The 23,815-nt window shown below is 56.7% G+C and carries 17 protein-coding genes; 5 read left to right on the top strand and 12 right to left on the bottom strand.

Annotated elements, in window-relative coordinates; all coding sequences use genetic code 11:
• Window positions 1–9: 9 nt before the first annotated feature.
• A complete protein-coding gene (smc, locus tag OSH04_RS04150; RefSeq protein ID WP_266107982.1) occupies window positions 10–3,534 on the bottom strand; it encodes a chromosome segregation protein SMC in 3,525 nt (1,174 codons plus the stop codon).
• 500 nt (window positions 3,535–4,034) lie between these two features.
• Between smc and lplT the strand changes: the two genes are divergently transcribed.
• Window positions 4,035–5,345, top strand: coding sequence for a lysophospholipid transporter LplT (gene lplT / locus OSH04_RS04155; protein WP_060186478.1), 1,311 nt, complete (start codon window positions 4,035–4,037; stop codon window positions 5,343–5,345).
• A gap of 123 nt (window positions 5,346–5,468) precedes the next feature.
• On the opposite strand, the gene OSH04_RS04160 is transcribed toward lplT, so the two are convergent.
• Together OSH04_RS04160 and tsaB are read right to left on the bottom strand one after the other, a co-directional pair.
• Entirely contained in the window at window positions 5,469–6,392 is a 924-nt protein-coding gene (locus tag OSH04_RS04160; protein WP_035272473.1) for a uracil-DNA glycosylase, read from the bottom strand.
• Window positions 6,389–7,621: a tRNA (adenosine(37)-N6)-threonylcarbamoyltransferase complex dimerization subunit type 1 TsaB gene (gene tsaB / locus OSH04_RS04165; RefSeq protein ID WP_266107983.1), complete on the bottom strand. Its 1,233-nt coding sequence runs from the start codon at window positions 7,619–7,621 to the stop codon at window positions 6,389–6,391. The genes OSH04_RS04160 and tsaB overlap by 4 nt, the downstream gene beginning before the upstream one ends.
• A 277-nt stretch (window positions 7,622–7,898) precedes the next feature.
• Here tsaB and ompR point away from each other — a divergent pair, with 277 nt between their 5' ends.
• Both ompR and OSH04_RS04175 read left to right on the top strand, forming a co-directional pair.
• On the top strand, window positions 7,899–8,633 hold the full coding sequence (ompR, locus tag OSH04_RS04170) for an osmolarity response regulator transcription factor OmpR (RefSeq protein ID WP_003801024.1): 735 nt from the start codon (window positions 7,899–7,901) through the stop codon (window positions 8,631–8,633).
• Window positions 8,634–8,752: 119 nt separating this feature from the next.
• The gene (locus OSH04_RS04175; RefSeq protein WP_088450541.1) at window positions 8,753–10,078 is read left to right on the top strand and encodes a sensor histidine kinase; all 1,326 of its coding nucleotides are present in this window, start codon (window positions 8,753–8,755) and stop codon (window positions 10,076–10,078) included.
• A gap of 62 nt (window positions 10,079–10,140) precedes the next feature.
• On the opposite strand, the gene ispF is transcribed toward OSH04_RS04175, so the two are convergent.
• Together ispF and ispD are read right to left on the bottom strand one after the other, a co-directional pair.
• Window positions 10,141–10,626, bottom strand: a complete 486-nt coding sequence (gene ispF, locus OSH04_RS04180) for a 2-C-methyl-D-erythritol 2,4-cyclodiphosphate synthase (RefSeq protein ID WP_021446886.1) — start codon at window positions 10,624–10,626, stop codon at window positions 10,141–10,143.
• Window positions 10,623–11,324: a 2-C-methyl-D-erythritol 4-phosphate cytidylyltransferase gene (gene ispD / locus OSH04_RS04185; RefSeq protein ID WP_266107984.1), complete on the bottom strand. Its 702-nt coding sequence runs from the start codon at window positions 11,322–11,324 to the stop codon at window positions 10,623–10,625. Before ispD ends, ispF begins: the two co-directional genes overlap by 4 nt.
• A 29-nt stretch (window positions 11,325–11,353) precedes the next feature.
• Between ispD and mfd the strand changes: the two genes are divergently transcribed.
• Window positions 11,354–14,833 (top strand): transcription-repair coupling factor, encoded by a 3,480-nt coding sequence (gene mfd / locus OSH04_RS04190; RefSeq protein WP_407066152.1) that lies wholly within the window; start codon window positions 11,354–11,356, stop codon window positions 14,831–14,833.
• Window positions 14,834–15,032: 199 nt separating this feature from the next.
• On the opposite strand, the gene serB is transcribed toward mfd, so the two are convergent.
• Entirely contained in the window at window positions 15,033–15,884 is an 852-nt protein-coding gene (gene serB / locus OSH04_RS04195; RefSeq protein ID WP_009456669.1) for a phosphoserine phosphatase SerB, read from the bottom strand.
• A 171-nt stretch (window positions 15,885–16,055) separates the two neighbouring features.
• On the opposite strand from serB, the gene OSH04_RS04200 reads away from it, so the two are divergent.
• Window positions 16,056–17,171, top strand: a complete 1,116-nt coding sequence (locus OSH04_RS04200) for an NAD(P)H-dependent flavin oxidoreductase (RefSeq protein ID WP_115633925.1) — start codon at window positions 16,056–16,058, stop codon at window positions 17,169–17,171.
• Window positions 17,172–17,303: 132 nt separating this feature from the next.
• On the opposite strand, the gene OSH04_RS04205 is transcribed toward OSH04_RS04200, so the two are convergent.
• From OSH04_RS04205 to OSH04_RS04230, 6 genes are read right to left on the bottom strand one after another with little or no spacing between them, the layout of a single operon-like run.
• Window positions 17,304–17,837: a DUF2818 family protein gene (locus tag OSH04_RS04205; protein ID WP_009456672.1), complete on the bottom strand. Its 534-nt coding sequence runs from the start codon at window positions 17,835–17,837 to the stop codon at window positions 17,304–17,306.
• Window positions 17,838–17,849: 12 nt separating this feature from the next.
• Complete coding sequence (gene nuoN / locus OSH04_RS04210; protein ID WP_083053262.1) at window positions 17,850–19,328, bottom strand: NADH-quinone oxidoreductase subunit NuoN; 1,479 nt, start codon at window positions 19,326–19,328, stop codon at window positions 17,850–17,852.
• An 11-nt stretch (window positions 19,329–19,339) separates the two neighbouring features.
• Window positions 19,340–20,827, bottom strand: a complete 1,488-nt coding sequence (locus OSH04_RS04215; RefSeq protein WP_026483134.1) for an NADH-quinone oxidoreductase subunit M — start codon at window positions 20,825–20,827, stop codon at window positions 19,340–19,342.
• A 12-nt stretch (window positions 20,828–20,839) separates the two neighbouring features.
• Entirely contained in the window at window positions 20,840–22,843 is a 2,004-nt protein-coding gene (gene nuoL / locus OSH04_RS04220; protein ID WP_086061087.1) for an NADH-quinone oxidoreductase subunit L, read from the bottom strand.
• A gap of 15 nt (window positions 22,844–22,858) precedes the next feature.
• Entirely contained in the window at window positions 22,859–23,167 is a 309-nt protein-coding gene (nuoK, locus tag OSH04_RS04225) for an NADH-quinone oxidoreductase subunit NuoK (protein ID WP_026483136.1), read from the bottom strand.
• 2 nt (window positions 23,168–23,169) lie between these two features.
• Entirely contained in the window at window positions 23,170–23,811 is a 642-nt protein-coding gene (locus OSH04_RS04230) for an NADH-quinone oxidoreductase subunit J (RefSeq protein WP_009456678.1), read from the bottom strand.
• Between the last annotated feature and the right edge of the window lie 4 nt (window positions 23,812–23,815).

A 23,815-nucleotide genomic window follows, 5' to 3' on the forward strand; every position in this document is an offset into this window, starting at 1 on the left:
AAAACAGGCTTACACACTGCTCATTTGCATGGCAGCGTCTACGTCCACTGCCACAATTCGGGATACACCTTGCTCTTGCATGGTGACCCCAATCAGTTGTTTGGCCATCTGCATGGCAATTTTATTGTGAGAAATAAATAAAAACTGGGTTTGGTCACTCATGCTGGCCACCAGATTGGCATAGCGTTCGGTATTCGCATCATCCAGTGGCGCATCCACCTCGTCCAGCAAACAAAAGGGTGCGGGATTGAGCTTGAAGAAGGCAAAAACCAGCGCTGTCGCTGTCAATGCCTTTTCACCACCAGAGAGCAAATGAATCGTGCTATTGCGCTTGCCTGGTGGCTGAGCCATGACCTGCACCCCAGCTTCCAGCACTTCATCGCCCACCATCGTCAGTTTAGCCTCTCCACCACCAAATAGCCTTGGGAAAAGCTCGCCAAAGTGCTGATTAACGATGTTGAATGTTTCCATGAGCAACTGGCGAGTCTCGCGGTCAATCTTGCGAATCGCATCTTCCAGAGTCTCGATGGCATCACTCAAATCTTTATGCTGAGCATCCAGATAGGTCTTGCGTTCCTGGGCCGTAGTCAGCTCCTCAAGGGCCGCCAGGTTCACCGGACCCAGGCCTTCAATCTGGCGCGAGATGCGCTGCACTTCAGACTGTAACCAGCCCACACGCTGCCATTCCGGTGTCTTTTCCTGTAACAAGCTCCACAGTTCGGAACGGTTTACCTTTCTGCTGTCCAGCTGTTCAGCAAACTGTTCGACCGCCAGACGCGACGCTTGTTCCTGCAACTGCAATTCAGTGACTTGCTCGCGCAAGGGGGCCAGATTCTTTTCGTTCTCGGCACGGGCCTGTTCATGCTCACGCAATTGGGCAGCCAGCGTATCGAGTTGAATTTTTGCCAGACGAACGGCTTCTTCACGTTCGGCACGCAACTCCAGGGCATCTTGTAAACCGGCTTGTGCGGCGGACGCATCCAGATCCAGCAGTTCGCCTTGCAAACCTTCCAGCTGACCGGCCGTGCGTTGTGCCTGCTCCTGCGCCAGGGCCAGATTGCGCTGCAGTTCGGCCATGCGCTGCACCAAAGCACGCTCGGCAAATTGGGCATCATGCACGGCGCGCTCACGCTCGTGTACGGTACGGCGGGCCTGTTCTGCCTGTTCGGCGCCCTTCTCGCCTTCCATCTGCGCTTCGGCAAACACGCCCTGATGTTCGGCCAGCTCTTCATCCAGCGTTTCAAAGCGGGCCTCGAATTCCTCGCGGTTCGCCTGCAGCTCTTCGCGCTGTACTGCCAGTTCTTCCAACTCTTCGTTGATGCGGCTACCACGCTCTTGCGACTGCTGCGCCTGTTGGGCCAACTTGGAGTGCTCCAGCTGCACATCGTGCATCCGAGCTGTCAGCTCGCCCACGCGGGCTCGGGCCGGAACCAGGCCGTTACGCACTTGCTGCAAGGCCATTTCGGCCTGGGTGCTGGTATGGCCCAGTTCATCGACAATCAGTTGAGCGCCGCGCAGCTCGCGCTCCAGATGAGCAATTTCCTGCTGACGTGCCAGCATCCCGGCTTGTTCGGAGTCGGGTGCATAAAAGCGAATGCTGTGCTTATCCACCAAATGGCCGTCACGCACCACGATTGCCATTTGCTCTGTCAGTTGATCGCGCAAGCTCAGGGCCTGCTTCAAATCCTGACAGACATAAACCTGGTGCAACCAATTATCCAGCAAGCTGCGCAAGCCACCCTCTTGCTGTCGCAACACCGAAGTCAACAAGGGTAAATCCAGGGCAGGCTTGGCCGGCGCTCCCGCCTCGGGCAACTGATAAAAACTTAAACGGGCCGGTGGTGCATCACTGGCGAAAGCTGCGGCCATATCCAGGCGGCGCAGCTCCAAGGCCGTCATGCGCTCGCGCAGCACAGCCTCCAGCGCGGTTTCCCAGCCTTTTTCCACGTCCAGGCTTTGCCATAGACGCTTCATGTTCTCCAGTCCATGCTTGGCCAGCCAGGGTTCCAGAGTTCCCTTGCGCGCCACATCCTCCTGCAAACGACTCAAGGCCAGATGACGTGCTTCCAGACGGGCCATATCCTGCCCGCCTTGCAAGGCTTGCTCCTGCGCCTTCTTGCGCTCCTCTTCCAGTCGAGGAAGCTGGGCCTCCAGATGCTGCATATGTTCCTGAGCTTGCTGCAGCTGATTTTGCAGCATGTTCAGATCGCCTTGCAGGCGCTCCAGATTGTCCGGGTCCGGGGCATTGAGTTCGCGCAATTCCTGCTTCAAGCGCTCCTGACGCTGCTCCACGCCTTGAATCTGGCGGTCGGCATCACGCTGTGATTGCGCAGCCAGGGCCAAGCTCTGTTCCAGACGCGCCAAAGCCATGCGCATTTCGTCCCGACGCTGGGCCTGTTCGCGTACACGCAGCTCCAGATCGGGCAAGGCGCCTTGCGCCTCCTCCAGCAGAATCTGTAATTCTTCCAGCTTTACCGCTGCTTCCTCGCGTTGCTGCTCGCTGTTTTCCAGCTCCAGCTGGCAATGCTCCTGTTGCTCAATCCAGTCGTGCTGCTGTTGTTCCAGCTGCTCGCGGCGCTGCGCCATACGGCTACGCGAATCCAGCACGTGGCGGATTTCCGCTTCCAGGCTGGACACTTGAGAGCCTGCCTCATACAACTGGCTTTGCGCCAGATGCAAGGCATCGCCAGCCTGTAAATGAGCTTGTCGCTGCGACTCCAACGTGGATTCGGCATGCCGCAAACCGGCAATGGATTCTTCCAGCTTGGTCTGAGCCTGTTCAATCGCCAGGAAACGGGCTTTTTGATCGCTCTGTGCATTGGACTCTTTCAGCAGCCACAGCAGGTTTTGCTTGAGCTCACCGTCTTGCTGCAAGTCACGATACTGGCGTGCCACTTCGGCCTGCGCCTGCAATTTCTCCAACTGCGCATCCAGTTCTCTTTGAATGTCTTCCACTCGCAGCAGGTTTTCACGGGTATCGCGCAAGCGGCTTTCTGTTTCGCGGCGACGCTCCTTGTAGCGCGACACGCCTGCGGCTTCTTCCAGAAACACACGCAGTTCTTCCGGCTTGGCTTCAATCAGGCGGTTGATCATGCCCTGCCCGATGATGGCGTAACCCCGCGCCCCCAAGCCCGTACCCAGGAAGATGTCGTGAATATCACGCCGGCGAACAGCCTGATTGTTCAGAAAGTAGCTGCTGGTCCCGTCCCGGCTCAGGACACGCCGTACCGAGATCTCGGCATAGGTGCTCCACTGACCCGAGGCCCGCCCTTCAGAATTATCGAAAACCAGCTCAACCGATGCGCGGCCCGCCGGTTTGCGTTGCGAGGAGCCATTGAAAATCACGTCCTGCATGGACTCGCCACGCAGCTCGGAGGCTTTGCTCTCGCCCAGCACCCAGCGCACCGCATCGATGATGTTGGATTTTCCACAGCCGTTGGGCCCGACAACGCCAACCAACTGACTGGGAGTTGGGATGGAGGTCGGGTCCACAAAGGATTTGAAACCAGCTAGTTTGATCTGGGTTAGACGCACAGGGTAGAAGTCAGCTCAGAAAAGACCAATTTGAACAGGCGCACAGGCGCATCTTGATCTGCCCGGCACCGCGAGTCGTATGATACCGCAGCACCTGCCACCCACAGCAAAACACGCCAAAAAACAAATGAAAACCACGGCACGGCTGCTGGGATGATAAGGCAGTAAACTCCCCCTTGCCGTCAAGTCCTGTTTACCCTGCTTGGCAAGCAGGACAAGAGCGTCAGACAGGGCATTTACAATAGCGCTTTGCCAGCGCCCGCCCGGCCAGAAAATCCGCGCAGACAGATAGCCGCAATGAATTTCTGATACCACTGCCCCCGCAGTCCCTGTTATTCTTGCTCCCCATCTCTCTTCGTAAATTTCACACCGGCTCAGGCTTGGTCAGAAAAACCATGGGGAGCCGCCTTGAAAAAGCTCCCCAGGCCTGACACCTGGCTTTGATTCGTGCTCTGCAGTCCCGAGACTGCACCTGTGGGCACACGTATTCGGGATGTATTTTGAATAAAGGATTTTATCTGGTCATGGCCGCGCAGGCATTGTCGTCAGTTGCCGACAATGCCTTGCTGATTGCCGCCATCGCCCTGATCGCTGACCTGCACGGACCTATCTGGATGGTCCCCATGATGAAATGGTGGTTTGCGCTGTCCTACGTGCTATTGGCCGCTTTTGTAGGGGCCTTTGCCGACTCGTATCCCAAGGGCCGGGTGATGTTCGCCACCAATGCCATCAAGCTGATAGGCTGTATGTTGATGTTCTGCCACCAGTACTTTGGCATGAACGACTCCCAGCAGCTGGTTCTGGTCTTTGTCTCCTACACCCTGGTAGGTATCGGTGCTGCTGCCTACTCTCCCGCCAAATACGGCATCGTCACCGAAATGCTCAAGCCCGAACAGTTGGTCAAGGGCAATAGCTGGATTGAAGGGCTGACCGTTCTGTCCATCATCGGCGGCACGGTACTGGGCGGCATTCTGATCAACCCGTCGATCGCCAGTTCGCTAGCCGAACACCCACTGATTGCACCTTTGGCCCAGACGCGTGCCGAAGTCGCTATCTTGCTGATTTCCTTTATCTATCTGTCGGCAGCGCTGTGCAATCTGCTGATTCCCCGCACCAATATCGACTACCCGCCCCAACAAAAGAACCCCATTCTGCTGCTCAAGGAATTCCGTACCTACGTACATATTCTGTGGCGTGACAAGCTGGGCCAGATCTCGCTGGCGGTAACCACTTTATTCTGGGGGGCCGGTGCCACACTGCAATTCATTGTGATCGAATGGGGCGCTCAGCATCTGGGCTACCGTCTGGACCAGGCCTCGGTTCTGATGGGCGTGGCCGCATTGGGTACGGTCTTTGGCGCCGTCTTTGCCGCCCGCGTTCCCCTGAAGAAATCACTGGCTGTTTTGCCTGTAGGCGTGGCAATGGGCTTTGTGGTTCTGCTCATGCCCTTGGTACACGAGAAATGGGCGGTCTACACCCTGCTCATGGGCATTGGCGGCTTGTCCGGCTTTTTCGTCGTTCCCATGAATGCCCTGCTCCAACATCGCGGGCACGTCATGTTGTCGGCCGGTCACTCCATTGCCGTGCAGAACTTCAATGAACAGTTGAACATTCTGTTCATGCTGGCGCTGTACAGCCTGCTGCTGTGGCTGCGTTTGCCCATCAACTACATCATTGTGTTCTTTGGCCTGATGGTAGCGTCCTTGATGACGGTATTCATCATCTGGAAAAACGCCAATCTGCGCGCGCACCCCGAGCTGGAAGCCTGCATAGGCCAGGAAGGTCATGGGCAGGCCTTGACGGCCAAGTAAGGGACAGCCCCAAAAAGGCACTACACCCCAAAAGTTGGACATGAATCCAATCTTTGGGGTGTTTTTCCATGATGACGTCTGACGAGGCAACTCAGCGCTAAAAGCCACCTGCAAGAACTGAGATCAAGACTGGCCCTGCAACTCGCGCAGCAAGGACAAATCCCGCCAGGCATTGGCTTTGTGCTGCGGGCGCAGCAACAGCGAGGCAGGATGGTAAGTCACCACCAAAGGCAGGCTACGACCCTGGGCATCGGTATACGTCAGGGCCTGGCCCCGCAAAGCCTCCAGATCTTCATCACGACCACTTAATGCCACCGCCGCCAAATGGCCAACGGCCAGCAAGCGACGTGGCTGTACCAAGCGAATCTGCGCATCCAGAAAGGCCCGACACGCGGCCAGCTCCTCTTGGGTAGGTGGACGGTTGCCCAAGGGGCGGCATTTCACCAGATGCGTTTTATAGACCGAAGCATCAGGAATCGCGCTATTGAGCATGGCTTGCAAAAGCAGCCCGGCTTTGCCGTCAAAAGGCTGGGCGCTGCGATCATCACTGGTGCCCGGCGCTTCACCAATAATCATCCAGTCCGGTTCAGATAAGAGTTCTGAACCAAATACCACTTGAGCGCGGCCCGTATGCAAACCGCATTCCTGACAAGCCTGTACCTGCTCCAGCAAGCTGGCCATATCCTGGGCTTTTTCGGGCTGAATCAGTACAGCAGGCCGCTGCACCACTTCCTCCACAGGAGCCGCTGCAACAGGTCGAGCGCCGGATTTACGCAAGACCGCCAGCGCCTGATCACGCGCCGACATGGCATCAGTAGCCGCTGCGGGAGCCGAAGCAGGCGCAGGGCTGCCTGCATCATCCAGATTTCGGCCTGCAAACTGAGCCGTCTGCGGGGCCGCTGCAGCCTCTTGCGCAGGGGCCGCTGCTATGGCTGCGGATTGCCCAAGCGGCTGTGCCTGCGGCAGACGCGCCAGAAAAGCACGCTCCAGCCCCAACTCCAAAAGCCAGGTGCGTTGCAGAGGGGAGATAGGCTGAAAATCGATCATGCCCCAGCCCTGCTGGCCAGGTTCAGACTCATCAAGACCGCGTCTTCACGCTGTCCATCGCCCAGCGGATAGTAGTTTTTACGCAGACCATCCGCCTTGAAACCGTACTTCTGATACAGACCAATAGCTGGCGCATTCGAGGCCCGCACTTCCAGAACCACGCGCTCTAGTTGATGCTGACGAGCCCACAGCAGGCCGTCATCCAGCAATTGCCGAGCCAGACCGCGCCGCTGCTGTTCAGGGGCCACCCCAATCAGCAAAAGCTCAATCATATCGGGAGCTTGCAGCCAGATGGCATAGCCTTGCACCTGGCCTTGCTTGTGAATGATCCGGGAGCAGTACGCGCTATTGCCCAGGGCATCCGTGAAGTTGCCAGCCGTCCAGGGATGGCTTTCCACACGACGTTCAATATCCAGCACGGCGGACACATGCCCGGCCTGCATGGCTTCAATTTGTAGAGGTTGATCCAGAGCCGCCGGGTTTCCGCCCAGGCCCTGCTCACGCTCCTGGATGGTGTAGGCGACTTTCTCGCGCACATACAGCGGCATGGCCAGATCCGGGGAGATACCCCGCCCTTCATCCAGATCATGCAGAGCCAAATGCGCCACGCTGGCACCTGTTGCACGCCATGTCTGGCCCACTTCCCAGCCCTGCGCAACGATAGCTGGGGCCAGATCAGGAAACTGCTCCAATGCGTCACCGACGACTTGAATAGGCTGCTGCTCTGCGATCAAACCCTCAGCCTGCAAACGGGCGATCCAGGTAGTGACCTGCGCGGCATCCAGCAAGACCGGGCTTTGCAGCACAGACCAGGACTTCTCAGCTGTCCAGCAGTACACAGCAGCATAGACCTCTTGCATGCGCGCATCCTGTGCCACCACATAGGCGGTGCCTTCTACAGGCGTACCGCAAGCAGCAGCCGCCAGTAAGGACGAGACCGGCAGCACCGGCAGGTCCAGAGCAAAAGCCATACCTTGAGCTACACCACAGGCCACGCGCAGGCCGGTAAAACCGCCAGGGCCTTGGCCGAAAGCAATCGCCGTCAGAGCGTGCCTATCCAGACCGGCCTGCTCCAGCAGTTGCTCAGCCATGGGCAAAAGGCGTTCGGCATGATCGCCAGTCCCCTCGTGGCTCAGCTCCACCAGCGAAATACCCGCTTGGGTGCGAGACAACAAGGTCAGTTCACAGAGATTGGAGGAAGTCTCCAGGGCAAGAATATGTGCATCCATCGCGCTATTTTAGTTTAAGCAGACTCAAAATAGGCAGCTCCCTGGGATCGGACAAGGACAAAGCAGTCCATCATGGAATTTCGGGTGTATTTGCCCTCTGGCCGCTCTTTTTTTGACCTGACTCAAGCCGGGCAGTCAAACTATTTGCCACCATATAATCTTCTGTGAAGCCAGTCCAAATCCGCTGCAAGGCGCATAAATAGTACAAAACGCTTAATGTGTAATATTTTTCTACACCCCCCTATACGCGGTTTCTGATGCCTGTTACATTTTCGCTATGAATACGCCGACCCCCCCCCTCACCCGCAAAATCCTTGTCGTTGACGACGATCCCCGGCTGCGCGATTTATTGCGCCGCTACTTGTCTGAACAAGGGTTCAACGTTTTCGTCGCCGAAGACGGTAAAGAAATGGCCAAACTCTGGCAACGCGAGCATTTCGATCTGCTGGTACTGGATCTGATGCTGCCAGGCGAGGATGGCCTGTCCATCTGTCGTCGGCTGCGCGGCGGACACGACAACACTCCCATCATCATGCTCACTGCCAAGGCCGAAGAAATCGACCGTATCGTGGGCCTGGAGATGGGTGCCGATGACTACCTCATCAAACCTTTCAACCCCCGCGAACTGCTAGCCCGTGTCAACGCTATCTTGCGACGCCGTGGTACCGAGGAACACCCCGGCGCACCTAGTCAGGAAAATGAATCGATCGAGTTCGGCCCCTATGTGCTGAACCTGTCCACACGAACACTGACACGCAACAACGAAGTCGTCCCCATCACAACGGGCGAGTTCTCCGTGCTGAAGGTGTTTGCCCGTCATCCCAAGATCCCCTTGTCGCGCGACAAACTGATGGAACTGGCGCGTGGCCGCGAATACGAAGCTTTTGACCGCAGCCTGGACGTGCAGATTTCGCGTCTGCGCAAGCTGATCGAACCCAATGCCTCCAAGCCCGTGTTCATTCAAACGGTCTGGGGTCTGGGCTACGTTTTTGTTCCAGACGGCGGTAACTGACCTTGTCTTCCGGTCAGCAAGAAGGGCGGCCCGCCGTGGCCGCCCAACGCCGAGCAACAAAAAACTCAAGTATCCGGCTGGGTTTATTCAGCCGGTCTTTTTTATTGCTCGCAGCGTTGATGCTCGTCAGCCTGGGTGCCTGGCTGCAAGTATTCTTCAGTATGGAAGAAGGCCCACGCGCAGCCCAAATGGCGCAGCGCGTGGCGTCCATTGTCAGCATCACCCGCTCGGCCCTGGTGTACGCGCCCCCGGCGGTACGCCCTGCCCTGTTGCTGGATCTGGCCACCAAGGAAAGTCTGCGCGTGCAACCACGCGAGAACACGGACGAACTGGAACCCCTGCCGCGCTCCAACTACTGGCAGCACGTCTCTACCGAAGTGCGTGGTGCACTGGGCAGCCAGACCTTGATCATGTGGTCGGTCAACAGCGTGCCGGGCATCTGGGTTTCCTTTGATATCAATGAAGATCAGTATTGGCTGGTCTTTGATCGCGAACAATTAAGTCTGACTGCCGGCGTGGAATGGCTGGGCTGGGGCGCTACCGCCTTGCTGCTGGCCTTGATTGGTGCCGCTGTCAGTGTGCGTTTTGTGAACCGGCCTTTGGCTCAGTTGGCCAAAGTGGCTCAGCAACTGGCCCGTGGCGAAACCCCCAGTACCCTGCCTGAAAAAGGTCCGGTTGAAATCCGCGACATGAATATTGCCTTTAACCGCATGGCGCGCGACATTCGCCAGACGGAGGCCGACAGGGAAATCATGCTGGCCGGCATTTCGCACGACTTGCGCACACCGCTGGCGCGCATGCGTCTGGAAATTGAATTAAGTCAGGTATCGGACGAAACCCGCGCCGCCATTGACGAGGACCTGGCACAGATTGACCACAGTATTGGTCAACTGATGGAATACGCCCGCCCCGCTGCTGCCGTTCCTGAACATGGCATTGATGTTTCCGCCGTGCTCAATGATGTCTACGAACGCGAACGCACGCATACCGAATCGCTGGGTGGGATTTTGACAGCCTCCGTCGAACCCAATCTGTATGCCCGCATCAGCGCCCACGACTTGAAACGCATCGTATCCAACCTGATCGAAAATGCCCGTCGCTATGGACGCAGTCCTGAGGATGATCGGGCACGCATTGAGCTGTCGGCGCATCAGCATGGCAATATTCTGGTGATTGCCGTCAAGGATCAGGGAGCCGGTATTGAAAAAGGCGATATCCAGCGCCTGCTGCGCCCCTTCTCGCGCGGCGTCTCTGCACGCACAGGCGTCAGTGGCGCAGGCTTGGGACTGGCTATTGTGGAGCGTTTGCTGGGACAAGTTGGCGGCCACTTCGAGCTGGTCAGTGCTCCGTCCGAGGGCTTGACCGCCCGCATTCAATTGCCCCGCATCCGCGCCAGTCGTAATGCGCCTGGAACCCAGGGCGATAAAGACACCAAAGCTTCCTGAGTACCATGAGCCTTGGGCAGGGGACAGCCCTTGCCCAAGGCCGGACTCAGTCCCGCAGTCGATCAAGCACGGTACAACAAGGCAACTGAGGTCACCGCAATCCCTTCCTGGCGTCCCACAAAGCCGATCGCCTCGTTTGTTTTTCCCTTGATGTTCACACTGCCGGGTTCCAATTGCAGATCGGCCTCGATATTGGCCACCATCGCCGGAGCATGTGGTGCAATCTTGGGTTTTTGCGCATGAATCGTGGCATCCACATTGCCTACCAACCAGCCAGCCGCACGTACCTGCTCATAAGCATGGCGCAGCAGCACTCGACTATCGGCCCCCTTGTATTTTGGGTCCGTGTCCGGAAAGTGACGGCCAATATCCCCCAGGCCTGCCGCCCCCAGAATCGCATCGGTAATCGCATGCAGCAAGGCATCAGCATCCGAATGCCCCATCAGGCCATGCGTATGCGGAATGGTGACGCCGCCCAGAATCAAAGGCCGGCCTTCGCACAGCACATGCACATCAAAACCTTGTCCTACGCGAATCGGCATGCTCATAACCATTTCTCCATCAATTCAAAATCTTCAGGCCAGGTGACTTTAAAATTCCGCGCCGAACCCAATATCAATAAGGGTTGGCTGCCCGCCAACTCCATGGCGCTGGCCTCATCCGTCACCGCAAAACCCTGTTCTTTAGCCGCTAGCAGAGCCTCACGCAAAGTATGGGCAGGAAACAGCTGGGGAGTCTGCGCTAACCACAGTCCATCTCTGTCCACTGTTTCCTGCACCGCGGCTGGCTCGGCGGGCGTTGCGCGCTTGACGGTATCAGGCACGGGTAAAGCCAGCAAGCCACCGCGTTGCGCCTGCAAGCAGGCATCGATCAGCCGCGCCAAAGCCTTCCTGGGCAAACCGGGACGAGCAGCATCGTGAACCAGAGCCCAGGCTTGTTCGTCCTTATCCAGGCCCTGCAAGGTATTGAGCACTGTTTCTGCCCGCGTTTCCCCACCACAAGGCAGACAAATCGTGCGCGGCAAACCTTCCAGTGCCGCGGCGGCCCAGGTATCACCGGGGGCCACGGCCACCCGCACCTGGCTGATGCGCTCATCAGCCAGCAAAGCCTGTACCGAGCGGCGCAACATGGGCTGCCCACCCAGCAAACGGTATTGCTTGGGCAAGCCTTGCGCCTTCGTGGCAGAATCCAGGGCGCGCGAGCCAATACCGGCGGCTGGAACAATTGCAATCAAGGTAGTCTTCATAGGTGGGTGATTTTATAATGACAATCCTGATGGAAACCGAAAAACAGCACTCCCTGTCCCTGCCCAGCACCCAAGATGTGCTGGCTGCCTTACGCCCCGGTCAACGCTACTCGCAGCCCATGCCCCCCGGCTCGGGTGATGCCTGCCTGATTGCCGACCTGGCCCGCCAACATAAAGCGCCTATTCTGGTGCTCTGCGCCGATCCCCTGACGGCCCAAAGGCTGGCCGAGGAGATCCTGTTGTTTGGCCCCGCCCTGCGCGTGCGCCAACTGCCGGACTGGGAAACACTGCCATACGACAGCTTCTCTCCGCACCAGGATCTGATCTCCGAGCGTTTGCGCACCTTGCATGCCCTGACCATGCACGAGGTCGATGTACTGACGGTCCCCGTCACCACCGCCTTGTATCGTCTGGCACCGCCCTCCTTTCTGGCCGCCTACACCTTCTCATTCCGCCAGGGCGACGAGCTGGATGAGGCGCAACTGCGCGCCCAGTTGATGTTGGCCAACTACACCCATATGACACAGGTCAGCGCTCCAGGCGAATTCAGCATTCGCGGTGGCCTGATTGACCTGTTCCCTATGGGTTCAGTGCTGCCTTACCGTTTGGACCTGTTCGACAACGAAATTGAAAGCATACGCAGCTTTGATATCGACACCCAGCGCAGCCTGTATCCGGTCAAGGAAATCCAGCTGCTGCCCGGCCGTGAATTCCCCATGGATGAAGAGGCGCGCACACAATTCCGGGCTCGTTTTCGCGAGTTCTTTGAAGGCGATCCTTCACGCGCCCTGCCCTATAAAGATGTAGGCAATGGCATTGCCTTTGCCGGTATTGAATACTATCTGCCGCTGTTCTTTGAAGAAACGGCCACCTTGATGGACTATGTGCCCCAAGGCAGCCTGGTCATTACTCACGGGGATGCACAAAACGCGATTGGCCGCTTCCAGAGCGATACTCATAGCCGTTTTTCCTTCCTGAAGAACGACCGTGAACGCCCGATTCTGCCGCCAGAAAGCCTGTTTTTGTCAGACGAGCAGTTTTTCAATGACATCAAGCCTTTCAGCCGCCTGAGCCTGAGCGCCCAGGCTGACAACCAGCCTATCGCTCATCCCGATTTCGAGCCTTTGCCTGTGGTCGCGGTGAACCGACGCGACAAGGATCCATTGGCTCAACTGCGGCAAGAAGTGCTGGACCCGAAAAACCGGACCGTGCTGTGTGCAGATTCGGCAGGTCGTCGGGAAACGCTGCTGCAGATGCTGCGTGAACATGATCTGTCACCCGCAACAGACTGCCAGAGTCTGGCCGATTTCCTGGAGTCAGACGCGGCTTTTGCCCTGGTCGTCGCGCCTTTGTCGCGTGGCTTTGCATTGGTGCATGACAGCCTGAGCCTGCTGACTGAAAACGACCTTTACCCCACCCAGACTCGCACCCAAAGCAGCCGTCGCCGCAACGAGCGCAGCAGCGATGTGGAAGCCATGGTGCGGGACCTGTCCGAACTGCGTGAAGGTGACCCCGTCGTTCACGCCGAGCACGGAATTGGACGCTACTGCGGCCTGAAAGAAATGGACCTGGGCGAAGGCCCGGTCGAGTTCCTGCACCTGGAATACGCCAAAGGCAGCACCTTGTATGTGCCCGTAGCCCAGTTGCACGTGATTGCCCGTTACAGCGGTGCTGATCCCGAGCATGCACCTCTACACCAGCTAGGCTCCGGCCAATGGGATAAAGCCCGCCGCCGCGCTGCGAAACAAGCTCGTGACAGCGCTGCGGAATTGCTGGCCCTGTACGCTCAGCGCGCCGCTCGTGAAGGCTTCAAGTTCAAGCTGCCGCTCAATGACTATCAAGCCTTCTCCGAAGGGTTTGGCTTTGAGGAAACACCGGACCAGGCTGCTGCCATTGAAGCCGTCGTGAACGACATGACGTCCGGCCAGCCTATGGACCGTCTGGTCTGCGGGGATGTGGGCTTTGGTAAAACCGAAGTCGCCCTGCGTGCCGCCTTTCTGGCCGTGGCCAATGGCAAACAGGTTGCCCTGTTGTGCCCAACCACCCTGCTGGCCGAGCAACATGCGCAGACCTTCTCGGACCGTTTTGCCGATTGGCCCATCCGTGTTGCCGAACTGTCCCGCTTCCGCTCGACCAAGGAAACGCAGGCCGCGATTGCGGGCCTGCGCGACGGCAGCGTCGATATTGTGATTGGTACGCACAAAATCCTGTCCTCGGATGTGCGTTTCAAACAACTGGGTCTGGTCATCATCGACGAGGAACACCGCTTTGGTGTGCGCCAGAAAGAGGCCTTGAAGCAGCTGCGTGCCGAAGTCGATATCCTGACCCTGACCGCTACACCTATTCCACGCACCTTGGGCATGTCCCTGGAAGGCATACGGGACTTTTCCGTCATTGCCACGGCACCGCAAAAACGTCTGGCGATCAAGACCTTCGTGCGTCGTGAAGATGGCAGCACCATACGCGAAGCGCTGCTGCGCGAATTGAAACGCGGTGGTCAGGTCTACTTCCTGCATAACGAAGTCGAGACCATTCACAACCGCCGTGCCCGTCTGGAAGAACTGGTGCCGGAAGCCAGTATTGCAGTGGCCCACGGCCAAATGCCGGAACGCGAACTGGAAGCCGTCATGAAGGGCTTCTACCAGAAACGCTACAACGTGCTGCTGTGCACCACGATTATTGAAACCGGCATTGATGTACCCACGGCCAATACCATCGTCATCCATCGTGCGGATCGCCTGGGTCTGGCTCAACTGCACCAGCTGCGCGGACGAGTGGGTCGATCCCACCACCAGGCTTATGCCTATCTGCTGACCCCTGGCGAGGATGCCATCACCAGCAATGCGAAAAAACGACTGGAAGCCATTCAAGCCATGGAAGAGCTGGGTGCCGGCTTTTTCCTGGCCATGCACGATCTGGAAATTCGGGGTGCCGGTGAAGTGCTGGGCGAATCCCAATCCGGCGACATTCAGGAAGTGGGCTATTCCATGTATGCGGATATGCTCAACACCGCTGTCAAAGCCTTGAAGGCCGGTGAAGAACCTGATCTGGACTCGCCCTTTGCCTTGCAGTGCGAAGTGAATCTGCATACTTCTGCGCTGCTGCCAGCCAACTACTGTCCGGATGTGAATGCCCGTCTGGGACACTACAAAGCCCTGTCACACGCCCGTACCGAAGACGACCTGATCCATATCCATGAGGAGCTGATCGACCGCTACGGCCTGCTACCAGAAGCCGGCGAGAACCTGCTAGCCGTGCATCGCTTGCGCATCAAGGCCGAACCGCTGGGTATTGTGAAAATCGATGCCAGCGAAGCTCAAGCGACGATTCAGTTTTCTTCCAAGCCCAATGTGGACGCGGTCAGCATTATTGAACTGGTGCAAAAGAACAAGCAGGTACGCCTGGCTGGGCCGGACAAGCTCAAGGTTGAAATTACCAAAGGCGAGGAAATCAAGAACCGTATTCAAGCCGTGCGTAATGTCTTGAACAGCTTGCGCAAAGAGAAGTAAGCCTTAACAACAAGGCTAGGATATAAAAAAGAGCGCTGCCCAAGGACAGCGCTCTTTTATTTTTGACAGCCAAACTCCTGCCTTGTGCGTTTACGCTGGTGAGCTGGAAGGCCTATATACAGACCGACTCTTGGTAAGCCTTGAGTTTGCGGCGCCCACTTTCATTTTTTCGCCAGACTACGCTGACGATCCGCCGACATCAAACGTCCAAACGGAACCAGTTCAACACGGCATCCAACGGAGAGTGATTCAAGGCAAAGCTGGCTTGCTCCTGCACCACCGGCTTGGCACGATAAGCCACCGAGTACTTGGCCTTGGACATCATGGGCAAGTCATTGGCCCCATCTCCAATCGCAATACACTGCTCTGGACCTGCACCCAGCTCAGCCGCCAGTTCCTGCAGGAAACGGGCTTTAGCCTGACCATCTACAATTGCGCCCAACACTTTACCGGTCAGCTTGCCGTCCACCACTTCCAAGGTATTGGAGTGGGCGTAGCTCAGACTGAAACGGTCTTTCATGCGCTCGGTGAAGAAGGTGAAGCCCCCCGACACCAGCAAAGTTTTCACCCCGTGGGCATGGGCCGTCGCAATCAAACGATCCGCACCCAGGTTAGGCTGCAAGCGCTCTTCATAGACGCGAGTCAGATCGCTGACCGGCACACCTTCCAGAAATGCGACACGGCGATTCAGACTTTCGGTGAAGTCCTTGATTTCGCCGCGCATGGCCGCTTCGGTAATTGTGGCAACCTGCTCCTTGCGGCCAGCCATATCAGCGATCTCGTCAATACACTCGATATTGATCAGCGTGGAATCCATGTCCATTGCCAGCACACGCATTTCTTTCAGGCGATCAATCTGCTCCAGAAAAGCAAAGTCCATCGCGCCGGTCTTGCACAGGGCCTGCACCTCAGCGCGTTGCGTAGCATCTGCACCCAGCAGGCGCACGGCGGTAGGACCCAACTCCTGGACTCCATCGGCCTGCACCACTGCCGCAATTTTTTCGATGATGGCGCTATCCAGGCGCGGCCCTTGAAGAATGAGATGAGACATCAGATCGTCCACAAAGCAAGAAAATACAGCACAGCCACTGTGCCAAAAGACGATTATTGTAGCCTGCTACAGCCCCGGCACGGCCCTGCCAACAGGCGACAATGTCAGTTTTCAGCCTGAACTCATCCTGCTACGATAAAAGCTATCGCGAAATGACCGAGGACGCCCTCCATGTACATCTGGCCCAACAATACCTTGCTGGATCTGCTCCACATCGAACACCCCATCGTTCAAGCCCCTATGGCCGGCGCCCAAGACAGCGAACTGGCCATTGCCGTTGCTCGTGCTGGCGGTCTGGGCTCTTTGGCCTGCGCCATGCTCAGTCCGGAGCAGATTCGGGAACAAGTAGGCTTGTTCCGGCAAGCCGTATCGGCCCCTATCAATCTGAACTTCTTTTGTCATGAAGACCTGCGCCTGGAGCCAGAGGCTCTGCAAGAGTGGCGTCTGCGCCTGATGCCTTACTACCAGGAATACGGCCAGGACCCCAATCAGGAATTGCCCAAAGCGGCACGCGCGCCCTTCTCCAGTCAGCATGCAGAATTGGTCGAAGACCTGAAACCCGAAGTCGTCAGCTTCCACTTCGGCTTGCCCTCCCCCGAGCTGGTCCAGCGTGTAAAAAAAGCCGGTGCCCTGGTCATGTCCAGCGCTACCACGACGGCTGAGGCGGTCTGGCTGCAAGAGCACGGCGCCGACATCATCATCGCCCAGGGTCTGGAAGCCGGTGGCCACCGTGGCATATTCCTGGACGATAAAGTGCATACACAAGTGGGCACCATGTCTTTGGTTCCCCAGATTGCCGATGCCGTCACTATTCCTGTGATTGCGGCCGGTGGTATTGCCGATGGACGCGGTATTGCTGCCGCCCTGGCCTTGGGCGCCAGCGCCGCTCAAATTGGCACGGCCTACCTGTTCTGCCCTGAATCCAAGATCACTCCACTGCATCGCGAAGCCCTGTCCAATAGTCGCTCGGACGGCACAGCCTTGACCAATCTGTTCTCCGGCCGCCCTGCCCGCAGTATCCGCACTCGTCTGATGGATGAAATCGGTCCTTTAAGTGCCAGCGCTCCGGTATTTCCCCATGCGGGTTCGGCTCTCAGCCCGCTGCGTATCGAAGCCGAAAAACAAGGCCGTACCGAATTCAGTTCCCTCTGGAGCGGACAAAGCGCTGCCTTGGGTCGTGCCCTGCCTGCCGAGGAACTGACACTGGTTCTCGCCCAAGAGGCTCAGGGCGTCTGCAAGCGTCTGGGCGTGGCTGGCGCTACCCATGCTCCCCTGGACAAACCTTGATCGATTCTGCGGGCTGCACACGCGGTGTGCAGCCCCTCACATGCGTCAAAGCCAGCCGCTGACGGCATGGCCCAGACATTCAGGACAAAAAAAACCTCGCAAAATTGCGAGGTTTTTTTCATGCATTCAGCACTATTCAAACTTGCCCTTGGGGTGACGCATCAAATAGCGATACACAAAGCCGGGGTACGCCATCACCAAAAACAGAGCAAAGGTAATGGTGTAGAACACCCAAGTTTGCTTGAACGGGTTACCGATACTGGCTTCAAAAGCAAAGCCGAACGCACCCATAATCCCGTAAAAAGCACAGACTTCCAGAAGGCGAGAAAAAAAGCCTTTGGAAACTTTCTGATGGCGAGAGCGCCAGGCCGGGAAGTAAAACATGGCCCCCACCAAAGCCAGACCCAAAAACAACTTGCCCAACATGACTGGCAAGGAGCTCAGGCCGGAGCTGGAGGCAATCACCGTGTAGATTCCCAAACCCAAAGCAGCCAGCACGGCCAGGTACACAAGGCCAACAATCAGTTGCAGCCAGGGCGAGAGACCTGAGCGCTCGCCCGGCATGGACCAAGGCAAAACCAGCAAGGGCTTTTCCACGAGAAACGGCAGATTAGCCGTAATCACGGAAAGAACAATCAAGACCCAGATGGAAAGGCTTTGGTCCATAGTGCTACCTACTTAAAACTGCAAGGAAGACTGAATAACGCGGATGCAGGTGTCCATCAAGCCACCAGGCAACACGCCCAGGCCGATAATCAGAACGCCGTTTACCAGCATGACCAGCTTGGTCAGCAAGCCCGTTGCCACAGGATGCTCTTCACCTTCAGGTTCGTCGAAGTAAACAACCTTCACGACACGCAGGTAGTAGAAAGCACCAATCAAGGACATGATCACGGCAAACACAGCCAGCCAGACATAGCCCGCACCCACCACAGCTTGCAGAACACTCAGCTTGGCAGCAAAGCCGGACAGCGGAGGAATACCAGCCAGGGAGAACATGGATAGCAGCCAGATCAAAGCCAAACCAGGGTTACGGCGGTTCAGGCCTTTCAGGTCGCTGATGTTTTCGCATTCAAAACCACGACGGCTCAGAATCAGGATCAGACCGAAAGTGCTCAGGGTGGTCAGAACGTAGATCACCACATAGAACAGCGAAGCACCGTAGGCTTGAGAGTGAGTCTCGCCATTGAACACGCCAGCCAGCAAGCCCAGGAAAATGAAACCCATGTGCGAGATGGTCGAATACGCAAGCATACGCTTGAGATTCTTTTGCATGATCGCAGTCAGGTTACCCAGAGCCAGCGACAGCACAGCCATGATCAACAACATGGGCTGCCAGTCCACGGCAATACCGTGCAGAGCCTCAACCAGGAAGCGCATGGTTACGGCAAAAGCAGCCAGTTTAGGAGCAGCACCGATGATCAGGGTAACGGTAGTAGGAGCGCCTTGATAGACGTCCGGTGTCCACATATGGAAAGGAGCAGCCGTCAATTTGAAGGCCAGACCTGCCACAACAAACACCACACCGAAGACCAGAGCCAGACGCTCGGCTTGACCGTTAGCGATGACTTCAGCGATACGTGGGAATTCCAGATGACCGGTAGCGCCAAAAATCATGGACATACCGTACAGCAAGATACCCGATGCCAACGCACCCAGAACGAAGTACTTCAACGCCGCTTCAATGGACTGACGGTGTTCACGACGCAGGGCAACCAGTGCGTACAGCGCAAAGGACATCAGCTCCACACCCAGATAAGCGGTCAACATGCTGTTGGCCGAAATCATGATCATCTGGCCCAGCAGAGCCATCAGAGTCAGAGTGTAGAGTTCACCACCGCGTTCCATCATGTCGCGCTGTTCGGCGTACTCACGACCGTAGATCAGGGTAGCAGCCACGGCCACACACGAAAGCAGCTTCAGAAAGTGCGCCAACTCGTCTGCGACGAACAGGCCACCAAACGAGACACCGCTCACGCCCTTGGACCACTGCCAGGCTACGCTGGCCGCAACCACGGCAAGCGTCAACAGGCTCAGAACAAACGTCGAGTGGCGCTGTTTGTGTTTGCTGAACGCATCAAAAATCAGCACACACGAAGCCAGAACCAGGAGCAGGATCTCGGGCAAAGCCAGAGAAAAGTTAAAGGTAGTATCCATAGTGATTCGGCCTACAGTTTCGAGATGGAGACGTGTTGCAGCAACGCTTCAACCGAAACGTGCATGACCTCGGTAAATGGCTTGGGATACACACCCATGCCCAGCACCGCAATCGCCATTACGCCAAGAACGAAGAACTCACGGCCACTCAGGTCGCTCATGCCGGCAACATTGTCGTTACCCACGGGGCCAAAGGCCACGCGCTTGAGCATCCACAGCGAGTAAGACGCGCCTGTAATCAGCGCTGTTGCAGTCAACAGACCGATCCAGAAGTTGTACTCCACCGCGCCCATGATGACGGTGAACTCACCGATAAAGCCGCTGGTGCCTGGCAAACCGCTGTTGGCCATAGAGAACAGCACAAAGAAGGTAACGAAACGAGGCATCACCTTGACCACACCACCGTAATCGGCGATTTGACGGCTGTGCAGACGGTCGTACAGAACACCGATACACAGGAACATGGCACCGGACACGAAACCGTGCGAGATCATTTGCATGATCGCGCCTTCCATACCCGTGGTGTTGAACACGAAAAAGCCCAGCGTGACAAAACCCATGTGAGCCACAGAGGAGTAAGCCACCAGCTTTTTCATATCGTCCTGAACGATGGCGACCAGACCAATGTAGATCACCGCGACCAGAGACAGGGCAATGATGATTCCGGCCAGACCTTGCGAAGCATCAGGAGCGATGGGCAGGGAAAAGCGCAGGAAACCGTAAGCACCCAGTTTCAACATGATGGCAGCCAGCACCACGGAACCACCAGTAGGTGCTTCCACGTGGGCATCCGGCAACCAGGTGTGGACAGGCCACATAGGCACCTTCACAGCAAAAGCCATGAACAGAGCAGCAAAGATCAGCACCTGAGTGGTGTAATCCAGCGGCACTTTATGCCAGGTCAGGATATCGAAAGTACCGCCGGACACATTCCACAAGTAGATGAATGCGATCAGGGTCAACAGCGAGCCGAGCAAGGTGTACAAGAAGAACTTGACCGATGCATACACGCGGTTCGGACCACCCCAGATACCGATGATCAAGTACATCGGGATCAGCGTGGCTTCAAAGAACACGTAGAACAGCAAGCCATCCAGAGCGGCAAACACGCCAACCATCAGACCCGACAGGATCAGGAAGGCACCCATGTATTGAGCCACGCGGTTCTTGATCACCTGCCAGCCCGCCAGCACCACGATCACCGTGATGAAAGCGGTCAGCAGAACAAACCACATGGAAATACCGTCCACGCCAAGGTGGTAATTCACCTTGAAGGCATCAATCCAGGGGGCCAGCTCGACAAACTGCATGTCGGCCGTACCGGGATTGAAGCCCGTGTACAGAGGAATAGTGACAACAAGACCGGCAATCGAACCCAGCAGAGCCAGCCAGCGGGTGAAGGTGGGACGATCATCACGCCCCAGAGCCAGCACCAACAGGCCAGCGACGATAGGTACGAAAATCGCCAGCGTTAACCAAGGAAGAGTAGAAGACGCCATATCGCTAGCCATTTACCGAACCGTCAGTACAAAAAAGGATAAGAGCGCCAGGATCCCGAGGATCATGGCAAAGGCGTAGTGATAGACATAGCCGGACTGGATATGACGGCTGATTGCAGCCACCCAGCCCACTACGCGTGCACTACCGTTGACCACCAGGCCGTCAATCAGACCGCGGTCAGCACCTTTCCAGAGGCCCGTACCCAGGCAGCGAACGCCACGAGACAGCACTTGCTCATTGAACCAGTCAACGTAGTACTTGTTCTCCAGGATACGGTAGATAAAAGAGCAGTTCTTTTTGATAGCGGCAGGCAAAGCAGGATTAACCAGGTACATGTACCAGGCCACCACAGCACCAGCCACAACCAGCCAGAATGGCAGTGTGCCAAAACCGTGTACGGCGTAAGCCATCCAGTCGGTCCAGTGCTCGGCCAGCGTTGCCATTGCAGGGTGTTCAGGCAGAACCGTCACAATGCCTTCAAAGTAGCCACCGAACAGCAATGGATCAACGAACCAGATACCGGCGAAGATCGACGGAATGGCCAGCAGAACCAGAGGCAGCGTAACCACCCAAGGCGACTCGTGAGGATCGCCACCGTGAGCGTGATGGTCGTCGTGACCATGCGACTCGTCGTGCTTGACGTCACGGAAGCGCTCTTTGCCGTGGAATACCAGGAAGTACAGACGGAAGGAGTACAGCGAGGTGACGAACACACCGATCAGTGTGGCGTAGTAAGCGTAGGTCGAACCCCAGATACCAGCTTCGCCTGCGGCTTCGATGATGTGCTCTTTCGAATAGAAACCCGAGAAGAACGGCGTACCCACCAGAGCCAGCGTACCGATCAGGAAAGTCAGCCAGGTAATAGGCATGTACTTGCGCAGACCACCCATATTGCGGATGTCCTGATCGTGGTGCATACCGATAATCACCGAACCAGCGCCCAGGAACAGCAAGGCTTTGAAGAAAGCGTGTGTCATCAGGTGGAACACAGCAGCCGAGTAAGCCGAAGCACCCAGAGCTACCGTCATGTAACCCAGCTGGGACAAGGTGGAGTAAGCCACAACGCGTTTGACGTCGTTCTGGATAATACCCAGCAAGCCCAGGAACAAGGCACCCGTTGCACCGATCACGATGATGAAGGACAGCGCGGTTGTCGACTGTTCAAACACAGGCGAGAAACGAGCCACCATGAAGATACCGGCCGTCACCATGGTCGCGGCGTGAATCAGCGCCGAGATAGGAGTAGGACCTTCCATGGAGTCAGGCAGCCAGCTGTGCAAAGGAACCTGAGCCGATTTACCCATGGCACCCACAAACAGGGCCAGAGCAGCAACGGTCAGCAATTGCCAGTCAGTACCGGGGAATGTCATGGTGCTCAGTTCCTGAACCTTGGCGAACACGTCGCTGTAGTTCATGGAGCCGGTGTAGGCGTAGAGCAAGCCAATACCCAGAGCAAAACCGAAGTCACCCACACGGTTGACCAGGAAGGCCTTCATGTTGGCAAAAATTGCAGTCTTGCGCTCATACCAGAAACCGATCAGCAGGTAAGACACCAGACCCACCGCTTCCCAACCGAAGAACAGCTGCAGCATGTTGTTGGACATGACCAGCATCAGCATCGAGAAGGTAAACAGCGAGATGTAGGAGAAAAAGCGCTGGTAGCCCGGATCATCTTTCATGTAGCCAATGGTGTAGATATGCACCATCAGCGACACGGACGTCACCACCACCATCATCAGGGCAGTCAGCTTGTCGATCAGGAAACCGATATCCCACTGAATGCTGCCAATGGTGATCCAGGTGTAGACCGGACCATTGAAGGTCTGGCCTTCCAGAACCTGCAACATGACCATGACCGAGCCGATAAAGGAAATCAGCACGCCCGCGATCGTAATCAGGTGAGCGCCTGTCTTGCCGATAAATCGACCCAGAAAGCCGGTACCGAACAAACCGGCTAGCGCCGAACCCACCAGGGGAGCAAGCGCAATCGTTAAGTAAAGATTTATGGAGTTCATTAGTGTGCTATCCCATCAACCCTTGAGCTGGTCGAGATCCTGGACATTGATCGAATTAAGGTTACGGAACAACAGAACCAGAATTGCAAGACCAATGGCCGCCTCGGCCGCAGCGACCGTCAGGACGAAAAAGACAAACACCTGACCTGCCTCGTTGCCCATCCAGGTGGAGAAGGCCACAAAGTTCATGTTGGCCGACAAAAGAATCAGCTCAACAGACATGAGCAAAATAATCAGGTTGCGACGGTTCAGGAAAAAGCCGAACAGGCCGATCGTGAACAGCACAGCGCCCAGGACCAAATAGTGCGCAAGCGTCAGCGTCATCATCATTTGTCTCCTGGCACGACAGCGTCAGCCGAACTGGACGCCGACGGCTTTTCGGTTTGAGAAGGAATGGAAACCATGCGCAGACGGTCTTGCGAACGAACCTTGACTTGTTCGCTGGAGACGGTGCGTTTGACACCTTCACGTTTACGCAGAGTCAGTGCAATGGCCGAGATCATGCCAACCAGCAGCACAATGCCACCGAGCAACACCGCCAGCACGTACTGGGAGTACATCAACTCGCCAATAACACGGGTGTTGTTGTAGTCCGCAGCCACCGCGGCAGCAGGTGCCGTTGTGAACCACAGTTTGGTCAGCACAAAGCCCATTTCCAGAACCATGATGGCGCCGATCAACAGCCCCATAGGCACGTGAGCCTTGAATTTCTTGGCAGCGGATTCCTGACGAACGTCCAGCATCATGATGACGAACAGGAACATCACCATCACGGCGCCCACATAGACCACCACCAGCAAGAGGCCCAGGAACTCGGCGCCCATCGTGATCCACATCATGGCGGCCGTGAAGAACACCAGAATCAAATGCAATACGGCTGTAACCGGATTCTTGGCAGCGATCACGCGATACGCGGCCACCACCATCACCAGCGCCAGCACATAAAACAGAACAGTAGTAAATAACATGAGT

It is taken from the genome of Alcaligenes nematophilus (assembly GCF_026344155.1).
Classification (GTDB): domain Bacteria; phylum Pseudomonadota; class Gammaproteobacteria; order Burkholderiales; family Burkholderiaceae_B; genus Alcaligenes; species Alcaligenes phenolicus.

Coding starts and splice junctions, on each gene's coding strand:
- OSH04_RS04160 (WP_035272473.1), bottom strand. CDS start 6,392: ATGATCGATTTTCAGCCTATCTCCCCTCTGCAACGCACCTGGCTTTTG.
- tsaB (WP_266107983.1), bottom strand. CDS start 7,621: ATGGATGCACATATTCTTGCCCTGGAGACTTCCTCCAATCTCTGTGAA.
- ompR (WP_003801024.1), top strand. CDS start 7,899: ATGAATACGCCGACCCCCCCCCTCACCCGCAAAATCCTTGTCGTTGAC.
- OSH04_RS04175 (WP_088450541.1), top strand. CDS start 8,753: ATGCTCGTCAGCCTGGGTGCCTGGCTGCAAGTATTCTTCAGTATGGAA.
- ispF (WP_021446886.1), bottom strand. CDS start 10,626: ATGAGCATGCCGATTCGCGTAGGACAAGGTTTTGATGTGCATGTGCTG.
- ispD (WP_266107984.1), bottom strand. CDS start 11,324: ATGAAGACTACCTTGATTGCAATTGTTCCAGCCGCCGGTATTGGCTCG.
- mfd (WP_407066152.1), top strand. CDS start 11,354: ATGGAAACCGAAAAACAGCACTCCCTGTCCCTGCCCAGCACCCAAGAT.
- serB (WP_009456669.1), bottom strand. CDS start 15,884: ATGTCTCATCTCATTCTTCAAGGGCCGCGCCTGGATAGCGCCATCATC.
- OSH04_RS04200 (WP_115633925.1), top strand. CDS start 16,056: ATGTACATCTGGCCCAACAATACCTTGCTGGATCTGCTCCACATCGAA.
- OSH04_RS04205 (WP_009456672.1), bottom strand. CDS start 17,837: ATGGACCAAAGCCTTTCCATCTGGGTCTTGATTGTTCTTTCCGTGATT.
- nuoN (WP_083053262.1), bottom strand. CDS start 19,328: ATGGATACTACCTTTAACTTTTCTCTGGCTTTGCCCGAGATCCTGCTC.
- OSH04_RS04215 (WP_026483134.1), bottom strand. CDS start 20,827: ATGGCGTCTTCTACTCTTCCTTGGTTAACGCTGGCGATTTTCGTACCT.
- nuoL (WP_086061087.1), bottom strand. CDS start 22,843: ATGAACTCCATAAATCTTTACTTAACGATTGCGCTTGCTCCCCTGGTG.
- nuoK (WP_026483136.1), bottom strand. CDS start 23,167: ATGACGCTGACGCTTGCGCACTATTTGGTCCTGGGCGCTGTGCTGTTC.
- OSH04_RS04230 (WP_009456678.1), bottom strand. CDS start 23,811: ATGTTATTTACTACTGTTCTGTTTTATGTGCTGGCGCTGGTGATGGTG.